The sequence below is a fragment of the Streptomyces sp. NPDC031379 genome (genome assembly GCF_055569615.1).
In genome coordinates this window covers 21,584-39,673 of the sequence record NZ_JBVIIT010000005.1, presented here as the reverse complement: position 1 = coordinate 39,673, position 18,090 = coordinate 21,584, and the positions used below count along the sequence as shown (strand labels likewise).

Genomic DNA, 18,090 nt, shown 5'->3' with positions numbered 1-18,090 from the left:
GGCTGTTCAGATCACGCGCTCCGGCCCCGCGCCCGGGTCAACTGCTTCAGTTCGATGATGGTCGCGACGGCGTGCAGCCAGGTGGCCGCGGTGTCGTCGGCGGTGATCCCGCCCGCGAGTTCGGTGCCGGCCCGCAGCCACTCCCGTGCGAGGACGGCCGCCTCCCGGCGGGGCAGGGGCTCGGGCAGCTCCGCGGCGCGGGCGAGTCCGCCGGCGCGCACGGTGTCGGCGAGGAAGGCGACCGAGCGCGGCTCGGTGCCGAGGCGGTCGAGGATGACGGCCGCGGCCGCGGCGCCGTCGCCGAACAGGGCGGTGCGCCGGGTGCCGGGCTCGGCGGCGAGGCCGTAACGCAGCAGGAGGGTGATGTCGAGCCGGGCCAGCTCGTCGTCCGTGCGGTCCGGCGGGTACGGGGCGTCGTCGTTCATGGCGGGGCCTCGGGTGTCTCGTCTCATCTGACTGGTCCGCTGCGGCTCAGCCGACGGTGACGGTGTAGGTGATGCGCTCGGGTGCCTGGGAGGGGGTGGCCGCCCCCGTCGGGGAGGCGGAGGGTCCGGTCGTCTCGGGGGGCAGGGTGGAGGTGTTGCCCTGGCAGGTGGTGAAAGTGCAGTGCAGCAGCGTGAACCGGGTGGTCCCCTTGCCCTTGGCCTCGAAGGTGAAGGTGAGCCGGCCGCCGGCACCGTCCACCGGTTCGTCGCCGGAGTCCGACGCGTAGTCCTGGCCGCGGCTGACCAGCACCGAGCTGTCGGGCTCGGGGTCGACCAGGTACCAGTACTCGCGGGTGGAGGCGTTCTGGTCGACGGTGAGCGTGAAGCGCTCGCCCGGCTCGGCGGTGATGCTGGTGTCTTTCACCGGGTGGCTCGCCGGACGGCTCGCGGCGCTCGTGGGGTGGCTCGTGGTGCTCGTGGAGCCGCCGGCCGGTTCGTCGGTGCCCGAGCCGCAGCCCGTGGCCAGAGCGAGGAGCGCGGCCGCCGCGATCGCGGCACCGCCCCTGCTACCGCGGAAGATAGACGCTGTACGCGTTGGGGAGATCACTGGTGGATGCCTTGCCCATGTGGCCGTTGATGAAGTCGTCCTCGCTGACCCAGGTGGTCGAGCCCCAGGGGTTGTACACCTGAAGCTTGTCACCCTCCTGGGCGATGATGGTCATCGCGTGTGCGCCCTCCTTGCCCGAGACGTCGACCGGCACCGGCCGCCCCTGCGCCACCGACTTCTCGACCTCGGTGAGGACCGCCCTGCGGTCGGCGGCGCTGTTCAGGTCCTGGCGCTCGTAGTCACTGCCGGTGGCACTGCCGACGGCGGTGTCGGCGATCCGTTCCTGCCCCTCGGGCCCCATGCCGCCCCAGTTCTTGCCGCCCTCGCCTTCCGTGTGCAGCCGGTGCTGTTCGGCCACCAGGCGCTGCTTGAAGGCGTCGGGGTCGTCCTGCTGCCCGTCGGGGCCGCCGGTGAGGTCGAGCGCGTACAAGGGGTCGACCATGGCGCGGGACGTGACGGTGGACGAGGCCACGCAGGTGCCCTCGGAGCCGTCGCCGCCCTGGATCCACCGCTGGCCGTCGAACGTCACGTAGTCCTTGTTGTTGTTCGAGCCGTCCGGCGCCAGGCCCTCGTCCTTCATGCTGTCCGCGCCGGTGACGACCGGAGTGAGGTGCCGGCGCAGCCAGTCGGGGTCCTTGCCGTGGATCTTGCCCTGGAACGTCTCGATCTCGGCGACGCTGTGGCCGGCGGCCAGGGCCTTCATCAGGTAGGCCCGCTCCTGTGGGCTGTCCGACTTCGCCAGCATCCGCTCCATGGCCGTCTCGTCGTCGAGGCTCAGCTGGTCCATGCGCGTCGACGCGCGCGTCAGGTCGCCGGCCGTGAGGATCTCGTTCAGCTCGGTGTCGGCGCCCGCGACGCCGGTGTCGGCGAGCATCAGCTTGTCGACGGCGGTGAGTTCGCTGGTCTCCATCTTCCCGGCCCGAGCCTCGGCGGCCCACTTGTTCAGGTCCCGGGCCGCGACGCGGGTGGCCTCCTGCGCGTCGGAGACGGCGGCGTGCATCATGTCGACGGCGGAGGAGCCGAAGTGGGCGGCGTTCTTGCGGTCCCACTCCTCCTCGTCGTTCTCGTGCAGGTCGTCGAAGAAACCGTCCCTGCCGCCGAGCATCTTCTTCTGCTCCAGCAGCTGTCCGCGGCCCTGCTCGTCCTTGCGCTGCGCGGCGCCGATCGCGTCGGCCAGCGTCAGCAGCACCGACGCGCACCCCATGAACGCCTCGCTCATCTGGGTCACGGACCGCCCGGCGGCGTTCACCACGTCGGAGGCGAGGACGCTCGTGTCGCCGACCCACACCTCCGGAAGACCCTTGCGGCCCACCCGGTCGACCTGGTCGAAGACGCTGCCGACCTGGTCGACCTGGCCGCGGTAGAGCATGGCCACGCCCTCCAGCACGCCCTGGTCGCCGCCCGGTTCGGGCACCGAGAGGGCGTTGTCGATCAGGTCGAGGAGCTCGTTCTTGCTTCCGGCGCCGAGCATCTTCTTGGACAGCCCGGCGAGCAACGCGAGCCGGAAGGAAGGGGAGTCGAGGGGAGAGGAGAAGAACGACATCGGCCCGTCCCTCAGTAGCTCGACAGGGCCGAGGTGCGCACGCCCTGCGTCGATGTGTGGGTGAGGCCGCTCGTGCCGCCGGCGGGGACGCTGTCCGCGCGCGTCTTCACCAGGCCGTCGGCGCCGTGGTAGGTCTTCTTGGCCAACTGCACCTTGCCGCCGAGTTCGTGCAACGCCGACGCCAGTGTCTTGGTCTCCGCCTCCCAGGCCTTGACGAAAGAGTTCAGCGCCGACGCGGCGTCATCGCCGCCGACGTCGCCGTACGAGTAGGTCGTGCGGGACTTGACGGCCGAGCTGACGCCGTCCATGTCCGTGCCGGCGTCGTCGAGTTGCTGGGCCTGGCCGGTCATACCTGCCTTGACCTGGTAGCCGTCCGAGCCCACCGTGCCTCCCCCGTGTGCATTCGATCATGATCGCGGGCAGGCTAACACGCACCGTATTCACGAAGGATCACACGTCGGCCGCCGCACACGCCTCCTCCACATCACCCGCCCACGCGCTTCTGCCGCGGGGAGGTACCGCTCCCGTACACATGACTGACAAGAGGCTGTCACACACGGACCGGAATGCGGGTCCGGCGGGCACCCGTTCTGACTGGTATGACTGTTGGAGTAGCACTCGACGCGTCCGACGCGCAGAACCAGGTCGACGCCACCGTGCAGCTGGCCCAGGAGGCCGCGGCCGCCGGTCTGCGGTCGGCCTGGTTCGGCCAGACCTTCGGCGCGGACTCACCCCAGCTCGCCGCGATCGTCGGGCGCGCGGTACCCGGACTGCATGTGGGCACCTCCGCGATCCCCGTCTTCGGCCGGCACCCACTGCTCGTCTCCAGCCAGGCCCAGACCGCCCAGGCCGCGACGCACGGCCGCTATCACCTCGGTCTGGCCCTGGGCACCAAACTGCTGACAGAGACCGGCTTCGGCCTCCCCTTCGAACGCCCCATCGCCCGCCTACGCGAATTCCTCACGGCACTACGGCAGTTGACCCGGACCGGCACGGCCGACTTCCACGGTGAGCTGCTCACCGCCACCACCCCGGTCCCGGCACGTGTACCGGGCGCCGAGAACGGCGTCCCCGTGCTGGTAGCCGCGATGGGGCCGCAGGCGCTGCGGGTCAGCGGCGAGCTGGCGGACGGGATCCTGCCGTATCTGGCGGGACCGCGTGCCCTGGCGGAACACATCGTCCCCGCCCTGACCGCCGCGGCGGAGGCCGCCGGCCGTCCCGCACCCCGGGTCGTGGCCCTGGTGCCCGGCGTGGTCACGGACGACGTGGATGCGGTGCGGGCGAAGGCCACCGACAGCCTCGCGTTCTACGAACAGATCCCGTCCTACGCGCGGGTCATCGAACTGTCCGGCGGCCGCCGGGCCGCCGACGTGGCCGTGATCGGCGACGAGAAGGCGGTCGAAGCCGAAGTACGGCGTTACCGCGACGCCGGCGCCACCGAGGTCGTGTTCGCGGGCACCGACATCGCGGGAGAGGCGGACCGCCGTCGCACGTGGGCACTCCTCGGCGAACTGGCCGGCTGAGTGAGCCCACCGGGCACCGGCCCGGCAGATGCCCTGCACCCCTGAGCGAGGCCGAGCCTCGCGTGACGAAGGAGAACCCATGACCACTGAGGTCACCACGACAGACCGCCAGGCTTTCACCGAGGACTGGCTGGACTGGTACCGCGCCCAGGAGGCCAGGCTCGCCGACCCGCACGGGTTCCTGGCCATCACCGGCCTGCACTGGCTCGATGGCCGTCCGCAGCGTTTCCCCGACGCGCCCGGTGCCTGGCACACCGGCCGCGACGGGGTCGTCGTGAACCTCGACGACGGAGAGGAACTCGTCGTCGACGGAACGCCGGTGCGGGGTGAACACCGCTTCGGCGTGCTTGCCGAGCGCAGCGGCGTCGACGCGGTCTGGGGAGACGCCGTCATCGAGGTCGCCAAGCGGGGCGGCCATGACATCGTGCGCCCCCGGCACCCGGACGCGCCGCTGCGCACCGCCTTCACCGGAACACCCGCGTACACCCCCGACCCGCGCTGGGCCGTGACGGGCCGGTACGTACCCTTCGACGAGCCGCGGCCGACCACCGTGGGCGCGGCCGTCGAGGGCCTTGAGCATGTCTACGACGCTCCGGGCAGGATCGAATTCCACCTGCACGGGCACCGGTTGTCCCTGACCGCGTTCCCCGGACATGGTGCCGGCCGGCTGACGGTGCTGTTCACCGACGCGACCTCCGGGGTCACCACCTACGCCGCCAACCGGGTCCTGGCCGTCGAGCCACCCGCCGCCGACGGCACGGTCGTCCTGGACTTCAACCGGGCCGCGAACCTGCCGTGCGCCTACACGGACCTGGCCACCTGCCCGCTGCCACCGGCCGAGAACCGGCTGCCGGTGGCGATCGAAGCGGGTCTGAAGATCCCCCGCGAGCGCGGCGGGTCCTGAACGGGCATGCCGGCCGAGGTGACGGCGGCCGGCAAGCCGTGCCCCTTGCCGGGCTCACTCCTGAGGAGCGTCTCCAGCGGATGCTCCGGGCCGGTTGCCGGTCGCGCTCGCAGGACAGTGCGGCGGGCTGGTCCTGCGAGTGCTCGCCCTACGGCACTGTCCTGCGGGGTGGTCACTTCTCCCAGCCGACCGTCTCCGGGAGCGGGTTGTGGAAGATGGTCGCGCCGACGTTGGCGAGGCCCTTCTTCACCCCGTAGGTCGAGGGGCCGCTGAACAGCGGCAGGAAGGCGTACTCCCGGAGCGCCTTCCGCTCGACCTCGTTGGCCGCCGCGGCCTGCTTGCCGAGGTCGGCGATCTTGCCGGTGGCGCGGATCTCCGTGTCCAGCGCGGGCGAACCCGCACCCGTGATGTTGGAGTCGCGGTCGGAGCAGTAGAAGTCACACAGGTAGCGGGCGCCGAACGGGTCCATCGAGCGGTTCCCGGACAGGAACAGATCGAACTTGCGATCGCTGAGGATCTCGGAGAAGTCCGCCTCGTCCGCCTTCCTGATGTCGAGGCGGATGCCCACCGATTTCAGCATCGCCGCGAAGGCGCCGGCGGTCGCCTTGTCCAGCGGGTCGTCGCCGAGGAGTGTGTAGCCGACTTCGAGTCTCTTGCCGTTCTTGACCCGTACGCCGTCGCCCCCGGGCTTCCAGCCCGCCGCGTCCAGTGCCTTCTCGGCGTCGTCCGGCGCGTACTTCAGCACGGCGGAGAGGTTGTCCTGGTAGCCCTTCTGGAAGCTGTAGAGGATGGCGGAACCGGGCAGCGGCTCCTTGTAGTCCAGGCCCTGGAACTGGATCTTCGCGATCTGCGTGCGGTCGATGCTCTCCTCGATGGCCTTGCGCACGGCCTTGTCGGCGAGGACGGAGGACTTGGTGTTGAAGTAGAGCGAGTACTCGAAGGGGCTTCCGCCGCTGCGGATCTCCGTGCCGTGGAGCCCCTTGATCTGCTTGAGGCTCTCGGCGTCGACCGCGGAGACGTAGTCGAGCTGCCCGTTCTTGAAGGCGTTGATCGCCGCGGTCGATTCCAGGTTGACGTAGACGCGCTTGTCGAGCTTGCCCTTCCTGCCCCACCACTTCGGGTTGCGGACGAACGTGATGTCGCCCGAGTGGGTGTTCCACTTGCCGACGGTGTACGGCCCCGCGCCCCACTCCGGGTGGGCCTTCTTGACGTAGGCGTTGTTGAAGTTCTGGACCGTCGCGGCCTTGGGGTGCAGGAAGGTGGTGAACAGGCTCGACCAGGAGGGGTTCACTCCCTTGAAGGTGATCACGGCCTGCTTGGCGTTCCTGCCCTTGTCGACCGAGGTGATCTGGTCGTAGCCGTCCGTGGAGGAGGCGGCGTAAGCCTTGTCGGAACCGTTGTTGGCCTTCCACGTGGCCTTGATCGCGGTCCAGTCGACAGGTGTGCCGTCGTTGAAGACGGCCTTGGGGTTGATGGTCAGCGTGACCTTCTGGTCGCCGCCTTCCACGGAGACCTTCACGTCGCTGAAGTAGTCCGGGTTGTACTGCACTTCGCCGGTCGGCGAGTAGGTGATCGCGTCGGCGTTGTACCAGGCCCAGATGCGGGACGCGGTCAGCGTGGCATTGACGTTGAACGGGTTGCCCTGGTCGTCGAAGGTCCCGACCGTGGTGTACGTGCCCCCGTCCTTGATCCGGTCGTAGGGCGTGGGGTTGTAGTCGGCGGCGGACGATGCGGCCGAGGGAGCGTTCTTCGCGTCCGACTGCGCGGAGTCCTTCCCTGATGAGGACTGGCACGCGGTGGCGGCGACGGAGATGGCGGCGATCAGAGTGACGGGCAGGGCCAGTCTCGTGCGCATGGTGGAAGGTTCCTTAGAGGTGGGTGAGGGACAACATCGCCGGGGCCGGTGTTCAGACGCCGTGACAGGCGTACTGATGGCCGGGGAGTCCGGCCGCAGAAGTCGGCACGGGGGGCTGGGTGCGGCAGCGGTGCCGCAGTTCCTCGTCGGCAAGGCGGTACAGCGGGCAGCGGTCGACGAAGACACACCCCGCGGGCATGTGTGCGGCGTTCGGCTGCTCTCCCTTCAGCACGACGCGTTCGCGGGTGCGTTCCCGGTCGGGGTCGGGTATCGGGATCGCCGACAGCAGCGCGCGGGTGTAGGGGTGCTTCGGGTCGGAGAAGATCGTCTCGGTGTCCCCGGTCTCGACGATGTGCCCCAGGTACATCACGGCGATGCGATCGGAGATGTACCGGATCACGGCCAGATCGTGGGCGACCACGAGGTAGGCGAGTCCGAGTTCCCGCTTGAGCCGCACCAGCAGGTTGATCACCCCGGCCTGTACCGAGACGTCCAGGGCGGAGAGCGGCTCGTCGAGCGCGAGCAGTTTCGGCTCCGTCGCCAGGGCACGGGCGATACCGACCCGTTGGCGCTGGCCTCCGGAGAGTGCGGCCGGGAAGCGGTCGGCCACCGAGGCGTCCAGACCCACCAGGGTCAGCAGTTCATGGACCCGTGCGCGGATCGACTCGCGATCGCGCCCGATCGCCCGCAGGGGTTCGGCCAGCGAGTGGAAGACGGGCATTCGGGGGTCCAGGGCCCCCAGGGGGTCCTGCATGACGATCTGTACGTCCTGCCGCAGCTCCCGTGCGCGCGCGCCGGACGCGACCGCGCCGACGTCGGTGCCGGAGATCTCTATCCGGCCGCCTTCGGGCCGTCGTAGCCGAAGGATCTCCATCAGGGTCGTGGTCTTGCCGCTGCCGGACTCACCCACCAGGCCGAGCGTCTCGCCGGCGCGCAGCTCGAAGCTGACCCGGTTGACGGCGTGCAGCGTGCCGATCCGGCGCTTGAGCAGGGCGCCCTTGGTGACCGGAAACGTCTTGACGAGGTCCTCGACACGGAGCACCACCTCGCCTGCCTCGACACGACTGGAGGGCGCCGGTCGGTCGACGGGGGCGGCATCGCCCGTCGGGTCCAGGGATCCGTCGGCGATCTCGGCGGCGCGGAGGCAGGCCACATGTCCGTGTCCGGTGACATGGCGCAGCTCCGGTTCGTCGGAGCGGCACGCATCGAGGGCGACGGCACAGCGGGGCGCGAAGGGACACCCGTCCGGGAGGCCCACCAGGGCGGGTGGTTCCCCACCGATCGGGATCAGGGGGCGGCGGGCCCCGCTGTCCACGGTCGGCACCGCGGTCAGCAGCCGCGCGGTGTACGGCATCGTCGGGCGGCGGAAGAGTTCCGCGACGCCCGCCTGTTCCACGAACCGGCCCGCGTACATGACGGCGACGTCGTCCGCGTGGCCCGCGACGACCCCGAGGTCGTGCGTGATCAGGACGAGACCGGCGCCGGTCTCCTGTTGCGCCAGCCGCAGCACGTCGAGGATCTGGGCCTGCACGGTGACGTCGAGGGCGGTGGTGGGTTCGTCGGCCACGAGCACGGACGGCCGGTTGGCGATGGCCATGGCGATGACCACGCGCTGGCGCATGCCGCCGGAGAACTCGTGCGGGAAGGCTGCGGCCCGGCCGCGCGGGTCGGGGATGCCGACGAGATCGAGCAGTTGCACGGCCTGATCCCAGGCCGCCCGCTTCGTCAGGTCCTGGTGGACCCGCAGGGCGTCGGAAAGCAGCCTGCCCACCGAGAAGATCGGCGTGAGGGCGGACAAGGGGTCCTGGAAGACCATGCCGATGGAGTTGCCGCGAATCTTCGACAGTGTCCGGTCATCGAGACCGATGAGGTCCTGTCCGCTGAGCAGCACCTGGCCGCGCACGTCGGCAGTCGGCGGCAGAAGGCCCATGACGCCCATCGCGGTGGCCGACTTGCCGGAGCCGGATTCGCCGACGATGCAGAGGGTCCGGCCGGGCAGCAGGTCGAAGCTCACGCCGCGCACCGCCTCGACGGTGCCCGCCTCGGAGGGGAAGGAGATCCGCAGGTCCCGTACGGAGAGGACGGGGGCGGTGCCGGTGGACGGGGCCGGGGCGGGCAGCGGGGTCGCGAGGGTCATCGTCGGCCTCCTGCCGAGCCGGTCACCGACGTGGGGTCGAGGGCGTCGCGCAAGCCGTCACCGATGAAGGTCATCGACACGGTGAGCAGAACGACCAGCCCCGCGGGGCAGGCGAAGAGCCAGGGGGCGCTCGTGACGGTGCTCGCACCGTCCGCGAGCATGGTGCCGAGGGAGACGTCCGGGGTCTGGACGCCGAACCCCAGGAACGACAGGGCGGTCTCACTGAGTACGGTCGCGACGACGCCGAGGGTCAGGTTGACGATCAGCAGGGAGCCGAGGTTGGGGATGATGTGCCGGAGGATGATGCGCAGCGGACCGACTCCCATGAACTCGGCCGCCCTCACGTAGTCCCGTTCGCGCAGTGAGGTCGACACGGACCAGATCACGCGCGCGGTGGACATCCAGCCGAACACGGTCAGCACGATGATGAGGACGCGCCAGTCGCCGGCCATCCGGTGGGAGACCAGAGCGAGGATGAGGAACGAGGGGACGATCAGGAGGAAGTGGATGACGGCGAGGGTCACCCGCTCGACTCGGCCCCCGAAGTACGCGGCGCCGGAGCCGATGATCGCGGCCAGGACGATCGTCAGTACCGACACGCTCACGGCGATCACCAGGGAGCGCTGGAGCCCGTGCACGGCGCAGGCGTAGACGTCGTTGCCACCCTGATTGGTGCCGAACCAGTGGAGGCCGCTCGGAGGCTGGGTGAGGGCGGTGAAGTCGGCGTCGGTGTAGGCGTAGGAGGTGAACCGGCCGCCGAAGGCCGAGAACACCACCAGCAACACGAAGATCACCACTCCGGCGACGGCCAGGCGGTTGCGCAGGAAACGCCGCAGATAGAGCCGGCCGAGGCCGAGGTTCGAGTGCTTCCGCGGGGTGGCCGGCACGTCGGGAGTGGGCTCCGCGGCGGGACGGGAGGACGCGGCGGTCGTCGCGTCGGTGGTCACGTCAGCTCACCCGCACTCTGGGGTCGAGGAAGACCGTGGCGATGTCCGCGAGGATCGCGCCGATCGCGGTCAGTGCCGCGGCGAAGGCGGCCGTCGCGACCGCGCCGTGTACGTCGTTCTTGCTGATGGTCTGGATGAAGTAGCGGCCCATGCCGTTCCAGCCGAAGATCGTCTCCGTGATGACGGCACCGGTGAAGACGGCCGGAACGCTGAACGCCACGGAAGCCGCGGTCGGGATGAGCGCGGCCCTCAGGGCATGCCTGCGGATGGCCTGGCTGCGGGTGAGCCCGGTGGCCTGCGCGGTGCGCACGAAGTCGGCGTGGAGCGTGTCGAGCAGCAGCGAACGCTGCGTCAGGTGGTAGCCGACGTACCCCATCAGTGTGAGCGTCAGGGTCGGCAGGATCAGGTGCAGGAGGCGGTCACCGATCGTGGGGAGCAGTCCTTCGACGCCCGGCGAGTTCTCCCCGGCGACGTAGAGGAAGTGCCACCCGGCGTGCTGGTTCAGCCAGATGGCGACGAAGACCACGGCGAGGGCGGCGACGGAGGCGGGGACGTTGAACACCACGATGGACACGGCCTGCGACACCCGGTCGGCCCAGCCGTACTGCCGTGCGGCGGTGTAGACGCCGAGCGCGACGCCGATCACGACGGACAGCACGGTCGCGATGACGACCAACTCCGCGCTGACGAACGCCCGGTATCCCACTTCGCCGTTGACGGAGACGCCGGTGGGGGACTTTCCCCAGTCGAAGCGCAGGGTCACCGAGGTCAGCCAGTCCCACCAGCGGTGCAGCAACGGCACCCTGGGGTCCAGATTGTACGGCGCGAGGGCCCGGTCGATCTGTGCCTCGCTGCGGACGGGCCGCAGTTCCTTGAAGTTCGACCGCGGGTCGAGGAACCAACTGGCGAGGAAATAGGTCGCGTTCGTCGCGACCACGATCATCACCAGCCAGCCGACCGCCTTGCGCATCACATAGCGCACCACGCGCGGCACCTCCTCACCACACACGAGATGTGTGCCTCTGGAGCACCGGGGAGACAGGTCGAATGCATGCGCGGTGAGGCTTTCTGCGGGTACGGAAGACGACATGGGGATGTACACGTCAGCCTGGTCCGTACTGTGCCGCGGCACCAGGTTTTGCCTGGGGGTGCCACAAGGTCGACATGTTGCCGTAGCACACGGGACACGCCCCGCCCTGGTCCGTGCCTCGACGTCGGCCGGGAAGGCAACCGCACGAACGCGTCGACGGCCTCGCGGTCGCCGGCCGCCGGCCGCCGTCACCTTGTCCCCGCGGGGGGCGACGAACACGATCCGTGCGGCGTGACCTGCGGCTTCGTGCCGTTCCTGACCGCCTTCTTACAGTCCCATGACATTCGGTAAATCGACTGACAAGAGCTTTGCGGAACCCTGAAATTATCGATCTTGCGCGTTCGACCTGCGGCGAAGAGACTCATTGTCAGAGTCCGGTGCTTTGTCTTCGAGACCCCATCGGGACACGTATTCGTGGACGTTTTTGGGGGACGCGCCAGCCATCCCGATTTTCCTTTGGAAAGGCCTCAGGGATTTCTCCCCAGGGGCCTTGTTCTCGTGTTCCGGAAACGTTCCGCCGGACCTGTCGACCACTGAAGAGAGGCGGTAGTCATGGACACCGCGGTGATCATCGTGGGTGCGGGCCCCGTGGGGCTGATGCTCGCGGGCGAGTTGCGGCTGGCCGGGGCATCCGTCGTCGTGCTGGAGCAACTGCGTGAACCCACCAGGCAGTCCCGTGCGCTCGGCTTCACCGTGCGGACGATGGAGATCCTGGACGAGCGCGGGCTGCTCGACCGGTTCGGTGACATACAGACCAGCCCCATGGGCCACTTCGGCGGACTGCTCGTCGACTTCGCCGACCTGGACAGCCCGCACCGCACCTCGCACGGGATCAAGCAGTCGCAGACCGAGGAAGTACTCGGGCAATGGGCCGCGGAACTCGGCGCGGACGTCCGGCGCGGACACCGGGTCACCGGAATCCAGCAGGATTCCTACGGCGTCGACGTCCAGGTCACCGGCCCGGACGGGCCTCGGAAGCTGCGTGCCTCCTATGTGGTGGGGTGCGACGGCGGACACAGCACGATACGGAACCTCGCCGGATTCGACTTCCCGGGCAAGGCGGGAACGTACGAGATGCTCCTGGCCGATGTCGCCGACTGCGAGATCGAGGCCAGGCCCTTCGGCGAGCGGCTGCCGGGCGGCGTCGCCATGGCGGCACCGCTGGGCGACGGCGTGCACCGGCTGATCGTGAAGGAGCACGGCGCACCGCCCCGTGAGCGGCCCGCGGAGTTCGCCGACGTCACGGCAGCGTGGCAGCGGCTGACCGGGCAGGACATCAGCGGCGCCACGCCGGTGTGGGCCAGTTCGTTCAGTGACGCCAGCAGGCTGACCAGTGCCTACCGGCGCGGGCGGATCATGCTCGCGGGCGACGCCGCCCACATTCATCTCCCGGCCGGCGGCCAGGGCATGAACGTCGGCATCCAGGACGCCGTCAACCTCGGCTGGAAGCTGGCCGCGGTGATCGGCGGCTGGGCCCCGCCCGGACTGCTCGACACCTACCACCGCGAGCGGCACCCGGTGGGCGAGCGGCTGCTGATGAACACCCGGGCGCAGGGCCTGCTGTTCATGGGCGGGGAGGAGGTTCAGCCGCTGCGCGACCTGCTCGGTGAGCTGATCCAGCTCCCGGAGGTGAGCCTCCAGCTCGCCGAGATGGTCACCGGTCTGGAGGTCAGGTACGACGTGGGCCCCGGCGACCACCCGCTGCTCGGCCGCCGCCTGCCCTTCCAGGAACTGGTGGCGCGGGACGGTGACAAGACCACCACCACCGAGCTGCTGCGGGCCGGCCGCGGTGTCCTGCTCGACCTGGCCGACGACGACGCCGTACGGCGGATCGCCTCGGCCTGGCACGGGCGGGTCGACGTGTTCACCGGCCGGCCGCACGAACCGGCGCAGGGCAGCCCGTTCGCGGGCACGCAGGCCCTGCTGCTCCGCCCCGACGGCCATGTCGCCTGGACGTCGACCGGGAGCGGCGACCTGCCGCGGTCCCTGTACCGGTGGTTCGGCCTGCCGCGCTGAGGCGCCGGAGCGTACCGCCGGTCATTCACCCCGACAGAGAAAGAGGACACGGATGCACAGCACCCTCATCGTGGCCCGGATGGCCGCCGAGTCGCAGGCCGAGGTCGCCCGGCTCTTCGGCGAGTTCGACGCCACGGAGATGCCGCACCTGATGGGCACGCGGCGCCGCCAGCTGTTCGCCTACAAGGGCCTGTACTTCCACCTCCAGGACTTCGACCACGCCGAGGGCGGAGACACCATCGAGGCGGCCAAGAGCGATCCGCGGTTCAAGCAGATCAGCGCCGATCTCCGCCCCTTCATCGACCCCTACGACCCCGCCTGGCAGACGCCGTCCGACGCGATGGCCGAGCGCTTCTACCTGTGGAATCCGAAGGAGGCTGGATCAAAGTGACCCGACGCGTCGTCATCACCGGCATCGGTGTGGTGGCACCGGGCGGCACCAACGCGAAGGACTTCTGGGCCCTGCTGACCGCTGGCCGTACGGCCACCCGCACGCTCTCCTGCTTCGACCCGACGGGCTACCGTTCCCGGGTCGCGGCCGAGGTGGACTTCTACCCCGGCCAGCACGGTCTGCTGCCGCAGGAGCTGCGCCGGATGGACCGGGCCGCTCAGTTCGCCGTGGTCACCGCGCGCGAGGCGGTCGCGGACAGCGGCCTGGACTTCTCCGCGGCGGACCCGACGCGGGTGGCGGTCGCCATCGGCAGTGCGGTCGGCGCCACCATCAGCCTGGAGAACGAGTACCGGGTCGTCAGCGACGACGGCCGGCTTCCGCTGGTCGACCACACCTACGCCCCGCCGCACCTGTACCACCACCTGGTTCCGTCCTCCTTCGCCACCGAGGTGGCCTGGACGGTGGGCGCCGAGGGCCCGGCCTCGGTCATCTCGACCGGCTGCACCTCCGGTATCGACTCGGTGGGCTACGCCGTGGAACTGATCCGTGAGGGCACCGCGGACATCGCCGTCACCGGTGCGACCGAGGCGCCGATCTCCCCCATCACCGTCGCCTGCTTCGACGCGATCAAGGCGACGTCGACGTACAACGACGACCCCGAGCACGCCTCCCGGCCCTACGACGCGACCCGCACGGGATTCGTGCTCGGCGAGGGCGCGGCGGGGTTCGTGCTCGAGGAGCTGGAGAGCGCCCGGCGGCGCGGGGCGCACATCTACGCGGAGATCTGCGGCTACGCGTCGCGTTGCAACGCGTACCACATGACGGGTCTGCGCTCCGACGGCGCGGAGATGGCCGAGGCGATCCGGGTGGCCCTGGACCAGGCGCGGCTCGACCCGTCCGACATCGACTACGTCAACGCGCACGGCTCGGGCACCAAGCAGAACGACCGGCACGAGACGGCGGCCTTCAAGACCACGCTCGGCGAGCACGCCTACCGGGTGCCGGTCAGCTCCATCAAGTCGATGATCGGGCATTCGCTGGGCGCGATCGGCTCGATCGAGATCGCCGCCTCCGCGCTGGCCATGGAGCACAACGTGGTGCCCCCCACGGCCAACCTGCACAACCCCGACCCCGAACTCGACCTGGACTACGTGCCGTTGCACGCCCGGGAATGGCGCACCGACTCGGTGCTCACCGTGGGCAGCGGATTCGGCGGCTTCCAGAGCGCCATGGTGCTCGCGCGGCCGGACAGGAGGGCAGTATGACCAGGTCCGTCGTCGTCACGGGCGTGGGTGTCACCGCGCCGAACGGACTCGGCACCGACGCCTGGTGGGGGGCCACCCGGCTGGGCGTCAGCGGCATCCGGCCGGTCAGCCGGTTCGACGCCTCGGGCTACCCGGCGAAGCTGGCCGGTGAGGTGCCCGGCTTCACCCCCAAGGAGCATCTGCCGAACCGGCTGATTCCGCAGACCGACCACATGACGCGGCTCGCCCTGGCGGCCGCCGACTGGGCGCTGGCCGACGCCGACGTCAAGCCGGGCGAACTGCCCGACTTCGACGCCGGTGTGATCACGGCGGCCTCCTCCGGCGGCTTCGAGTTCGGCCAGCGTGAGCTGGAGAACCTGTGGAGCAAGGGCAGCAAGTACGTCAGTGCCTACCAGTCGTACGCCTGGTTCTACGCCGTCAACACCGGCCAGATCTCCATCCGTCACGGGATGCGGGGGCCGAGCGGCGTGGTCGTCTCCGACCAGGCCGGCGGGCTGGACGCGATCGCGCAGGCGCGCCGGCAGATCCGCAAGGGCACCTCGTTGATCGTCTCCGGCGGCATCGACAGCTCCCTGTGCTCCTGGGGCTGGGTGGCGCAGATGGCCGCGGGGCGGATGAGCACCCGCACCGATCCCGGCCGCGCCTACCTCCCCTTCGACCGCGACGCCGACGGCTTCGTGGCCGGCGAGGGCGGGGCTTTGGTGATCCTCGAGGACGCCGAGCACGCCCGTGAGCGCGGCGCGCGGGTCTACGGAGAGATCGCCGGGTACGCCGCCACGACCGACCCACGGCCCGGCGGCGACCGGCCCCCGGCGCTGAGCCGGGCGATCTCCCTGGCGCTGGCGGACGCGGACGTCTCGCCCGGCGACGTCGACGTCGTCTTCGCGGACGCGGCGGGCGTACCGGAGCTGGACCGACAGGAGGCGGAGGCGCTGCGCGAGGTGTTCGGTGCCTTCGGTGTCCCCGTCACCGCGCCCAAGACGATGACCGGGCGGCTCTACTCGGGGGCCGCGTCCCTGGACGTGACCGCCGCGCTGCTGGCCATCCGGGACGGTCTCGTCCCGCCGACCGTCAACGTGACCCCGGATCCCGCGCACGAGCTGGACCTCGTGACCGGGGTGCCCCGCTCGGCGGACGTGCGCACCGCGCTGGTCATCGCCCGGGGTTACGGCGGATTCAACTCGGCGATGGTGGTCCGCGCCGCCGGCTGAGCCGGCCGCCGCCCCCACGCCCGTCAGACGAACAGAGAGAGGAAACAACCCGTGACCGCACACGAGTTCACCCTGGACGACCTGCGCCGCATCCTGCGCGAGGGTGCCGGCGAGGACGTCGACCTGGACGGCGACATCGACGACGTCACCTTCGGCGACCTGGGCTACGACTCGCTGGCCCTGCTGGAGACCGGTGCCCGGATCGGCCGTGAGTACGGCATCGAGCTGGAGGACACCGTCTTCGTCGACGCCGAGACGCCGCGTCAGCTGGTCGACGCGCTCAACAAGCAGCTGCTCTCGCTGCGCACTGCCTGATTCCCGCCCGGTGGAAGGGCGGCCGGATCCCCCGCCGGCCGCCCTCCGCCGATCTTCTTGCTCATTTCTCCACCCCGGGAGGGTTCATGACCACACAACAGCCCGTCGCCCTGGTCACCGGCGCGACCAGCGGCATCGGCCTGGCGGTCGCCAGGGTGCTCGGCGAGCTGGGGCACCGCGTCTTCCTGTGCGCGCGGACCGACGAGTCCGTCGCGGCCACCGTCAAGCAGCTGACCGAAGAGGGGCTGACCGTCGACGGGCGCGCGTGCGACGTGCGGTCGGGCGACGAGGTCCGCGCCTTCGTGCAGGCCGCCGTCGACACGTTCGGGACGGTCGACGTGCTGGTCAACAACGCCGGCCGCAGCGGTGGCGGGGTGACCGCCGACCTCACCGACGAGCTGTGGTTCGACGTCGTCGACACCAACCTGCACAGCGTCTTCCGGGTGACACGGGAGGTGCTGACCACCGGCGGCATGCGGCACAAGGACCGGGGGCGGATCATCAACATCGCCTCCACCGCGGGCAAGCAGGGTGTGGTCCTGGCCGCGCCGTACTCGGCCTCCAAGCACGGGGTGGTCGGCTTCACCAAGGCGCTCGGCAACGAACTCGCGCCCACCGGCATCACCGTCAACGCGGTCTGCCCCGGCTATGTCGAGACGCCGATGGCCCAGCGCGTGCGGCAGGGGTACGCGGCGGCCTGGGAGACCACCGAGGACGCCATTCTGGAGCGCTTCCAGGCCAAGATCCCGCTCGGCCGCTATTCGACGCCCGAGGAGGTCGCGGGGCTCGTCGGCTATCTGACCACCGACACCGCCGCCTCCATCACCGCCCAGGCGATCAACGTCTGCGGTGGCCTCGGCAACTTCTGACCGTCCGTCGGCGCCGATCACCAAGGAGTCATCCATGGCGCAGCAGTCCCCGAAGAGGGTCGAGCACGAGGTCACCGTGCTCGCCGAAGCAGGTGCCGTCTACCGGTTCCTGTCGCAGGTCGAGACCTGGCCGCAGGTCTTCCCGCCGACCGTGCACGCCGAGACGATCGAGCGTGACGGCGCCGAGGAGCGCATCCGCATCTGGGCCACCGCCAACGGCGAGCCCAAGAACTGGACGTCACGCCGAACGGTCCGGCCCGACGAGCTGCGGATCGACTTCCGCCAGGAGATCTCGGCGCCGCCGGTGGCCTCCATGGGCGGCAGCTGGATCGTCGAGCCGCTGTCGGAGACCACTTCGCGCATCCGGCTGCTGCACGACTACCGGGCCGTCGACGACGATCCGGCCGACCTGGCCTGGATCGACGAGGCCGTGGACCGTAACTCGCGCTCCGAACTCGGGGCCCTGAAGACGAGCCTGGAGCTGGTCACCGCCGGCGACACCGTGGTGTCGTTCGAGGACACCGTGCAGATCGCCGGATCGGCCAAGGACGTGTACGACTTCCTCAACGAGGCCGGGCTGTGGACCGAGCGGCTGCCGCACGTGGCCGCCGTACGGCTGGAGGAGCCGTCGCCGGGTCTGCAGACGCTGGAGATGGACACCCGCACCAAGGACGGTTCCACGCACACCACCAAGTCGGTCCGGGTGTGCTTCCCGCACCACCGCATCGTCTACAAGCAGTCGGTGCTGCCCGCGCTGATGACGCTGCACACCGGCTACTGGCTGCTCGAGGAGAACGACGGCGGCGTGCGGGCCACCTCGCAGCACACGGTCGCCATCAACACGGCCAACATCGCGAGCGTTCTGGGCCCCGACGCCACTCTCGCCCAGGCCCAGGAGTTCGTGCGCACCGCGCTCAGCGGCAACAGCCGCGCCACCCTCGGCCACGCCAAGGCGTACGCCGAGGCCCGCCGCTGACCTTCCGCACCCGGAG

The 18,090-nt window shown here is 70.2% G+C and carries 17 protein-coding genes; 9 read left to right on the top strand and 8 right to left on the bottom strand.

All coding sequences use genetic code 11. The features are described 5' to 3' along the window. Window positions 1-11 precede the first annotated feature (11 nt). The 4 genes from ACZ5CW_RS08725 to ACZ5CW_RS08710 all read right to left on the bottom strand — a co-directional run bounded on the left by ACZ5CW_RS08725 (window position 12) and on the right by ACZ5CW_RS08710 (window position 2,958). Window positions 12-425: a hypothetical protein gene (locus ACZ5CW_RS08725; RefSeq protein ID WP_468599565.1), complete on the bottom strand. Its 414-nt coding sequence runs from the start codon at window positions 423-425 to the stop codon at window positions 12-14. A 46-nt stretch (window positions 426-471) separates the two neighbouring features. Then, window positions 472-849, bottom strand: coding sequence for a protease inhibitor I42 family protein (locus ACZ5CW_RS08720; RefSeq protein WP_468599564.1), 378 nt, complete (start codon window positions 847-849; stop codon window positions 472-474). A gap of 142 nt (window positions 850-991) precedes the next feature. Then, the gene (locus ACZ5CW_RS08715; protein ID WP_468599563.1) at window positions 992-2,575 is read right to left on the bottom strand and encodes a peptidoglycan-binding protein; all 1,584 of its coding nucleotides are present in this window, start codon (window positions 2,573-2,575) and stop codon (window positions 992-994) included. 11 nt (window positions 2,576-2,586) lie between these two features. After that, on the bottom strand, window positions 2,587-2,958 hold the full coding sequence (locus ACZ5CW_RS08710) for a hypothetical protein (RefSeq protein ID WP_468599562.1): 372 nt from the start codon (window positions 2,956-2,958) through the stop codon (window positions 2,587-2,589). Between the two features lie 216 nt (window positions 2,959-3,174). Here ACZ5CW_RS08710 and ACZ5CW_RS08705 point away from each other — a divergent pair, with 216 nt between their 5' ends. Both ACZ5CW_RS08705 and ACZ5CW_RS08700 read left to right on the top strand, forming a co-directional pair. Continuing rightward, the gene (locus ACZ5CW_RS08705; protein ID WP_468599561.1) at window positions 3,175-4,098 is read left to right on the top strand and encodes an LLM class F420-dependent oxidoreductase; all 924 of its coding nucleotides are present in this window, start codon (window positions 3,175-3,177) and stop codon (window positions 4,096-4,098) included. Between the two features lie 79 nt (window positions 4,099-4,177). Beyond that, the gene (locus ACZ5CW_RS08700; RefSeq protein ID WP_468599560.1) at window positions 4,178-5,002 is read left to right on the top strand and encodes a DUF1684 domain-containing protein; all 825 of its coding nucleotides are present in this window, start codon (window positions 4,178-4,180) and stop codon (window positions 5,000-5,002) included. A gap of 172 nt (window positions 5,003-5,174) precedes the next feature. Here ACZ5CW_RS08700 and ACZ5CW_RS08695 read toward each other — a convergent pair whose 3' ends face one another. From ACZ5CW_RS08695 to ACZ5CW_RS08680, 4 genes are read right to left on the bottom strand one after another with little or no spacing between them, the layout of a single operon-like run. Beyond that, complete coding sequence (locus tag ACZ5CW_RS08695) at window positions 5,175-6,857, bottom strand: ABC transporter family substrate-binding protein (RefSeq protein ID WP_468599559.1); 1,683 nt, start codon at window positions 6,855-6,857, stop codon at window positions 5,175-5,177. Window positions 6,858-6,909: 52 nt separating this feature from the next. Then, window positions 6,910-8,994 (bottom strand): dipeptide ABC transporter ATP-binding protein, encoded by a 2,085-nt coding sequence (locus ACZ5CW_RS08690; protein WP_468599558.1) that lies wholly within the window; start codon window positions 8,992-8,994, stop codon window positions 6,910-6,912. Beyond that, complete coding sequence (locus tag ACZ5CW_RS08685; RefSeq protein ID WP_468599557.1) at window positions 8,991-9,941, bottom strand: ABC transporter permease; 951 nt, start codon at window positions 9,939-9,941, stop codon at window positions 8,991-8,993. Before ACZ5CW_RS08685 ends, ACZ5CW_RS08690 begins: the two co-directional genes overlap by 4 nt. A 1-nt stretch (window position 9,942) precedes the next feature. Next, the gene (locus tag ACZ5CW_RS08680; protein ID WP_468599556.1) at window positions 9,943-10,926 is read right to left on the bottom strand and encodes an ABC transporter permease; all 984 of its coding nucleotides are present in this window, start codon (window positions 10,924-10,926) and stop codon (window positions 9,943-9,945) included. A 657-nt stretch (window positions 10,927-11,583) separates the two neighbouring features. On the opposite strand from ACZ5CW_RS08680, the gene ACZ5CW_RS08675 reads away from it, so the two are divergent. The 7 genes from ACZ5CW_RS08675 to ACZ5CW_RS08645 all read left to right on the top strand — a co-directional run bounded on the left by ACZ5CW_RS08675 (window position 11,584) and on the right by ACZ5CW_RS08645 (window position 18,074). Further along, the gene (locus ACZ5CW_RS08675; protein WP_468599555.1) at window positions 11,584-13,047 is read left to right on the top strand and encodes an FAD-dependent monooxygenase; all 1,464 of its coding nucleotides are present in this window, start codon (window positions 11,584-11,586) and stop codon (window positions 13,045-13,047) included. Between the two features lie 52 nt (window positions 13,048-13,099). Continuing rightward, window positions 13,100-13,438, top strand: a complete 339-nt coding sequence (locus tag ACZ5CW_RS08670; RefSeq protein WP_468599554.1) for a TcmI family type II polyketide cyclase — start codon at window positions 13,100-13,102, stop codon at window positions 13,436-13,438. Continuing rightward, window positions 13,435-14,703, top strand: a complete 1,269-nt coding sequence (locus ACZ5CW_RS08665; RefSeq protein ID WP_468599553.1) for a beta-ketoacyl-[acyl-carrier-protein] synthase family protein — start codon at window positions 13,435-13,437, stop codon at window positions 14,701-14,703. Before ACZ5CW_RS08670 ends, ACZ5CW_RS08665 begins: the two co-directional genes overlap by 4 nt. After that, on the top strand, window positions 14,700-15,914 hold the full coding sequence (locus tag ACZ5CW_RS08660) for a ketosynthase chain-length factor (protein WP_468599552.1): 1,215 nt from the start codon (window positions 14,700-14,702) through the stop codon (window positions 15,912-15,914). Before ACZ5CW_RS08665 ends, ACZ5CW_RS08660 begins: the two co-directional genes overlap by 4 nt. A 51-nt stretch (window positions 15,915-15,965) precedes the next feature. Next, window positions 15,966-16,229: an acyl carrier protein gene (locus ACZ5CW_RS08655; RefSeq protein WP_468599551.1), complete on the top strand. Its 264-nt coding sequence runs from the start codon at window positions 15,966-15,968 to the stop codon at window positions 16,227-16,229. Between the two features lie 86 nt (window positions 16,230-16,315). After that, a complete protein-coding gene (gene fabG / locus ACZ5CW_RS08650; RefSeq protein WP_468599550.1) occupies window positions 16,316-17,098 on the top strand; it encodes a 3-oxoacyl-ACP reductase FabG in 783 nt (260 codons plus the stop codon). A gap of 34 nt (window positions 17,099-17,132) precedes the next feature. After that, window positions 17,133-18,074: an aromatase/cyclase gene (locus ACZ5CW_RS08645; protein ID WP_468599549.1), complete on the top strand. Its 942-nt coding sequence runs from the start codon at window positions 17,133-17,135 to the stop codon at window positions 18,072-18,074. Window positions 18,075-18,090: the final 16 nt, after the last annotated feature.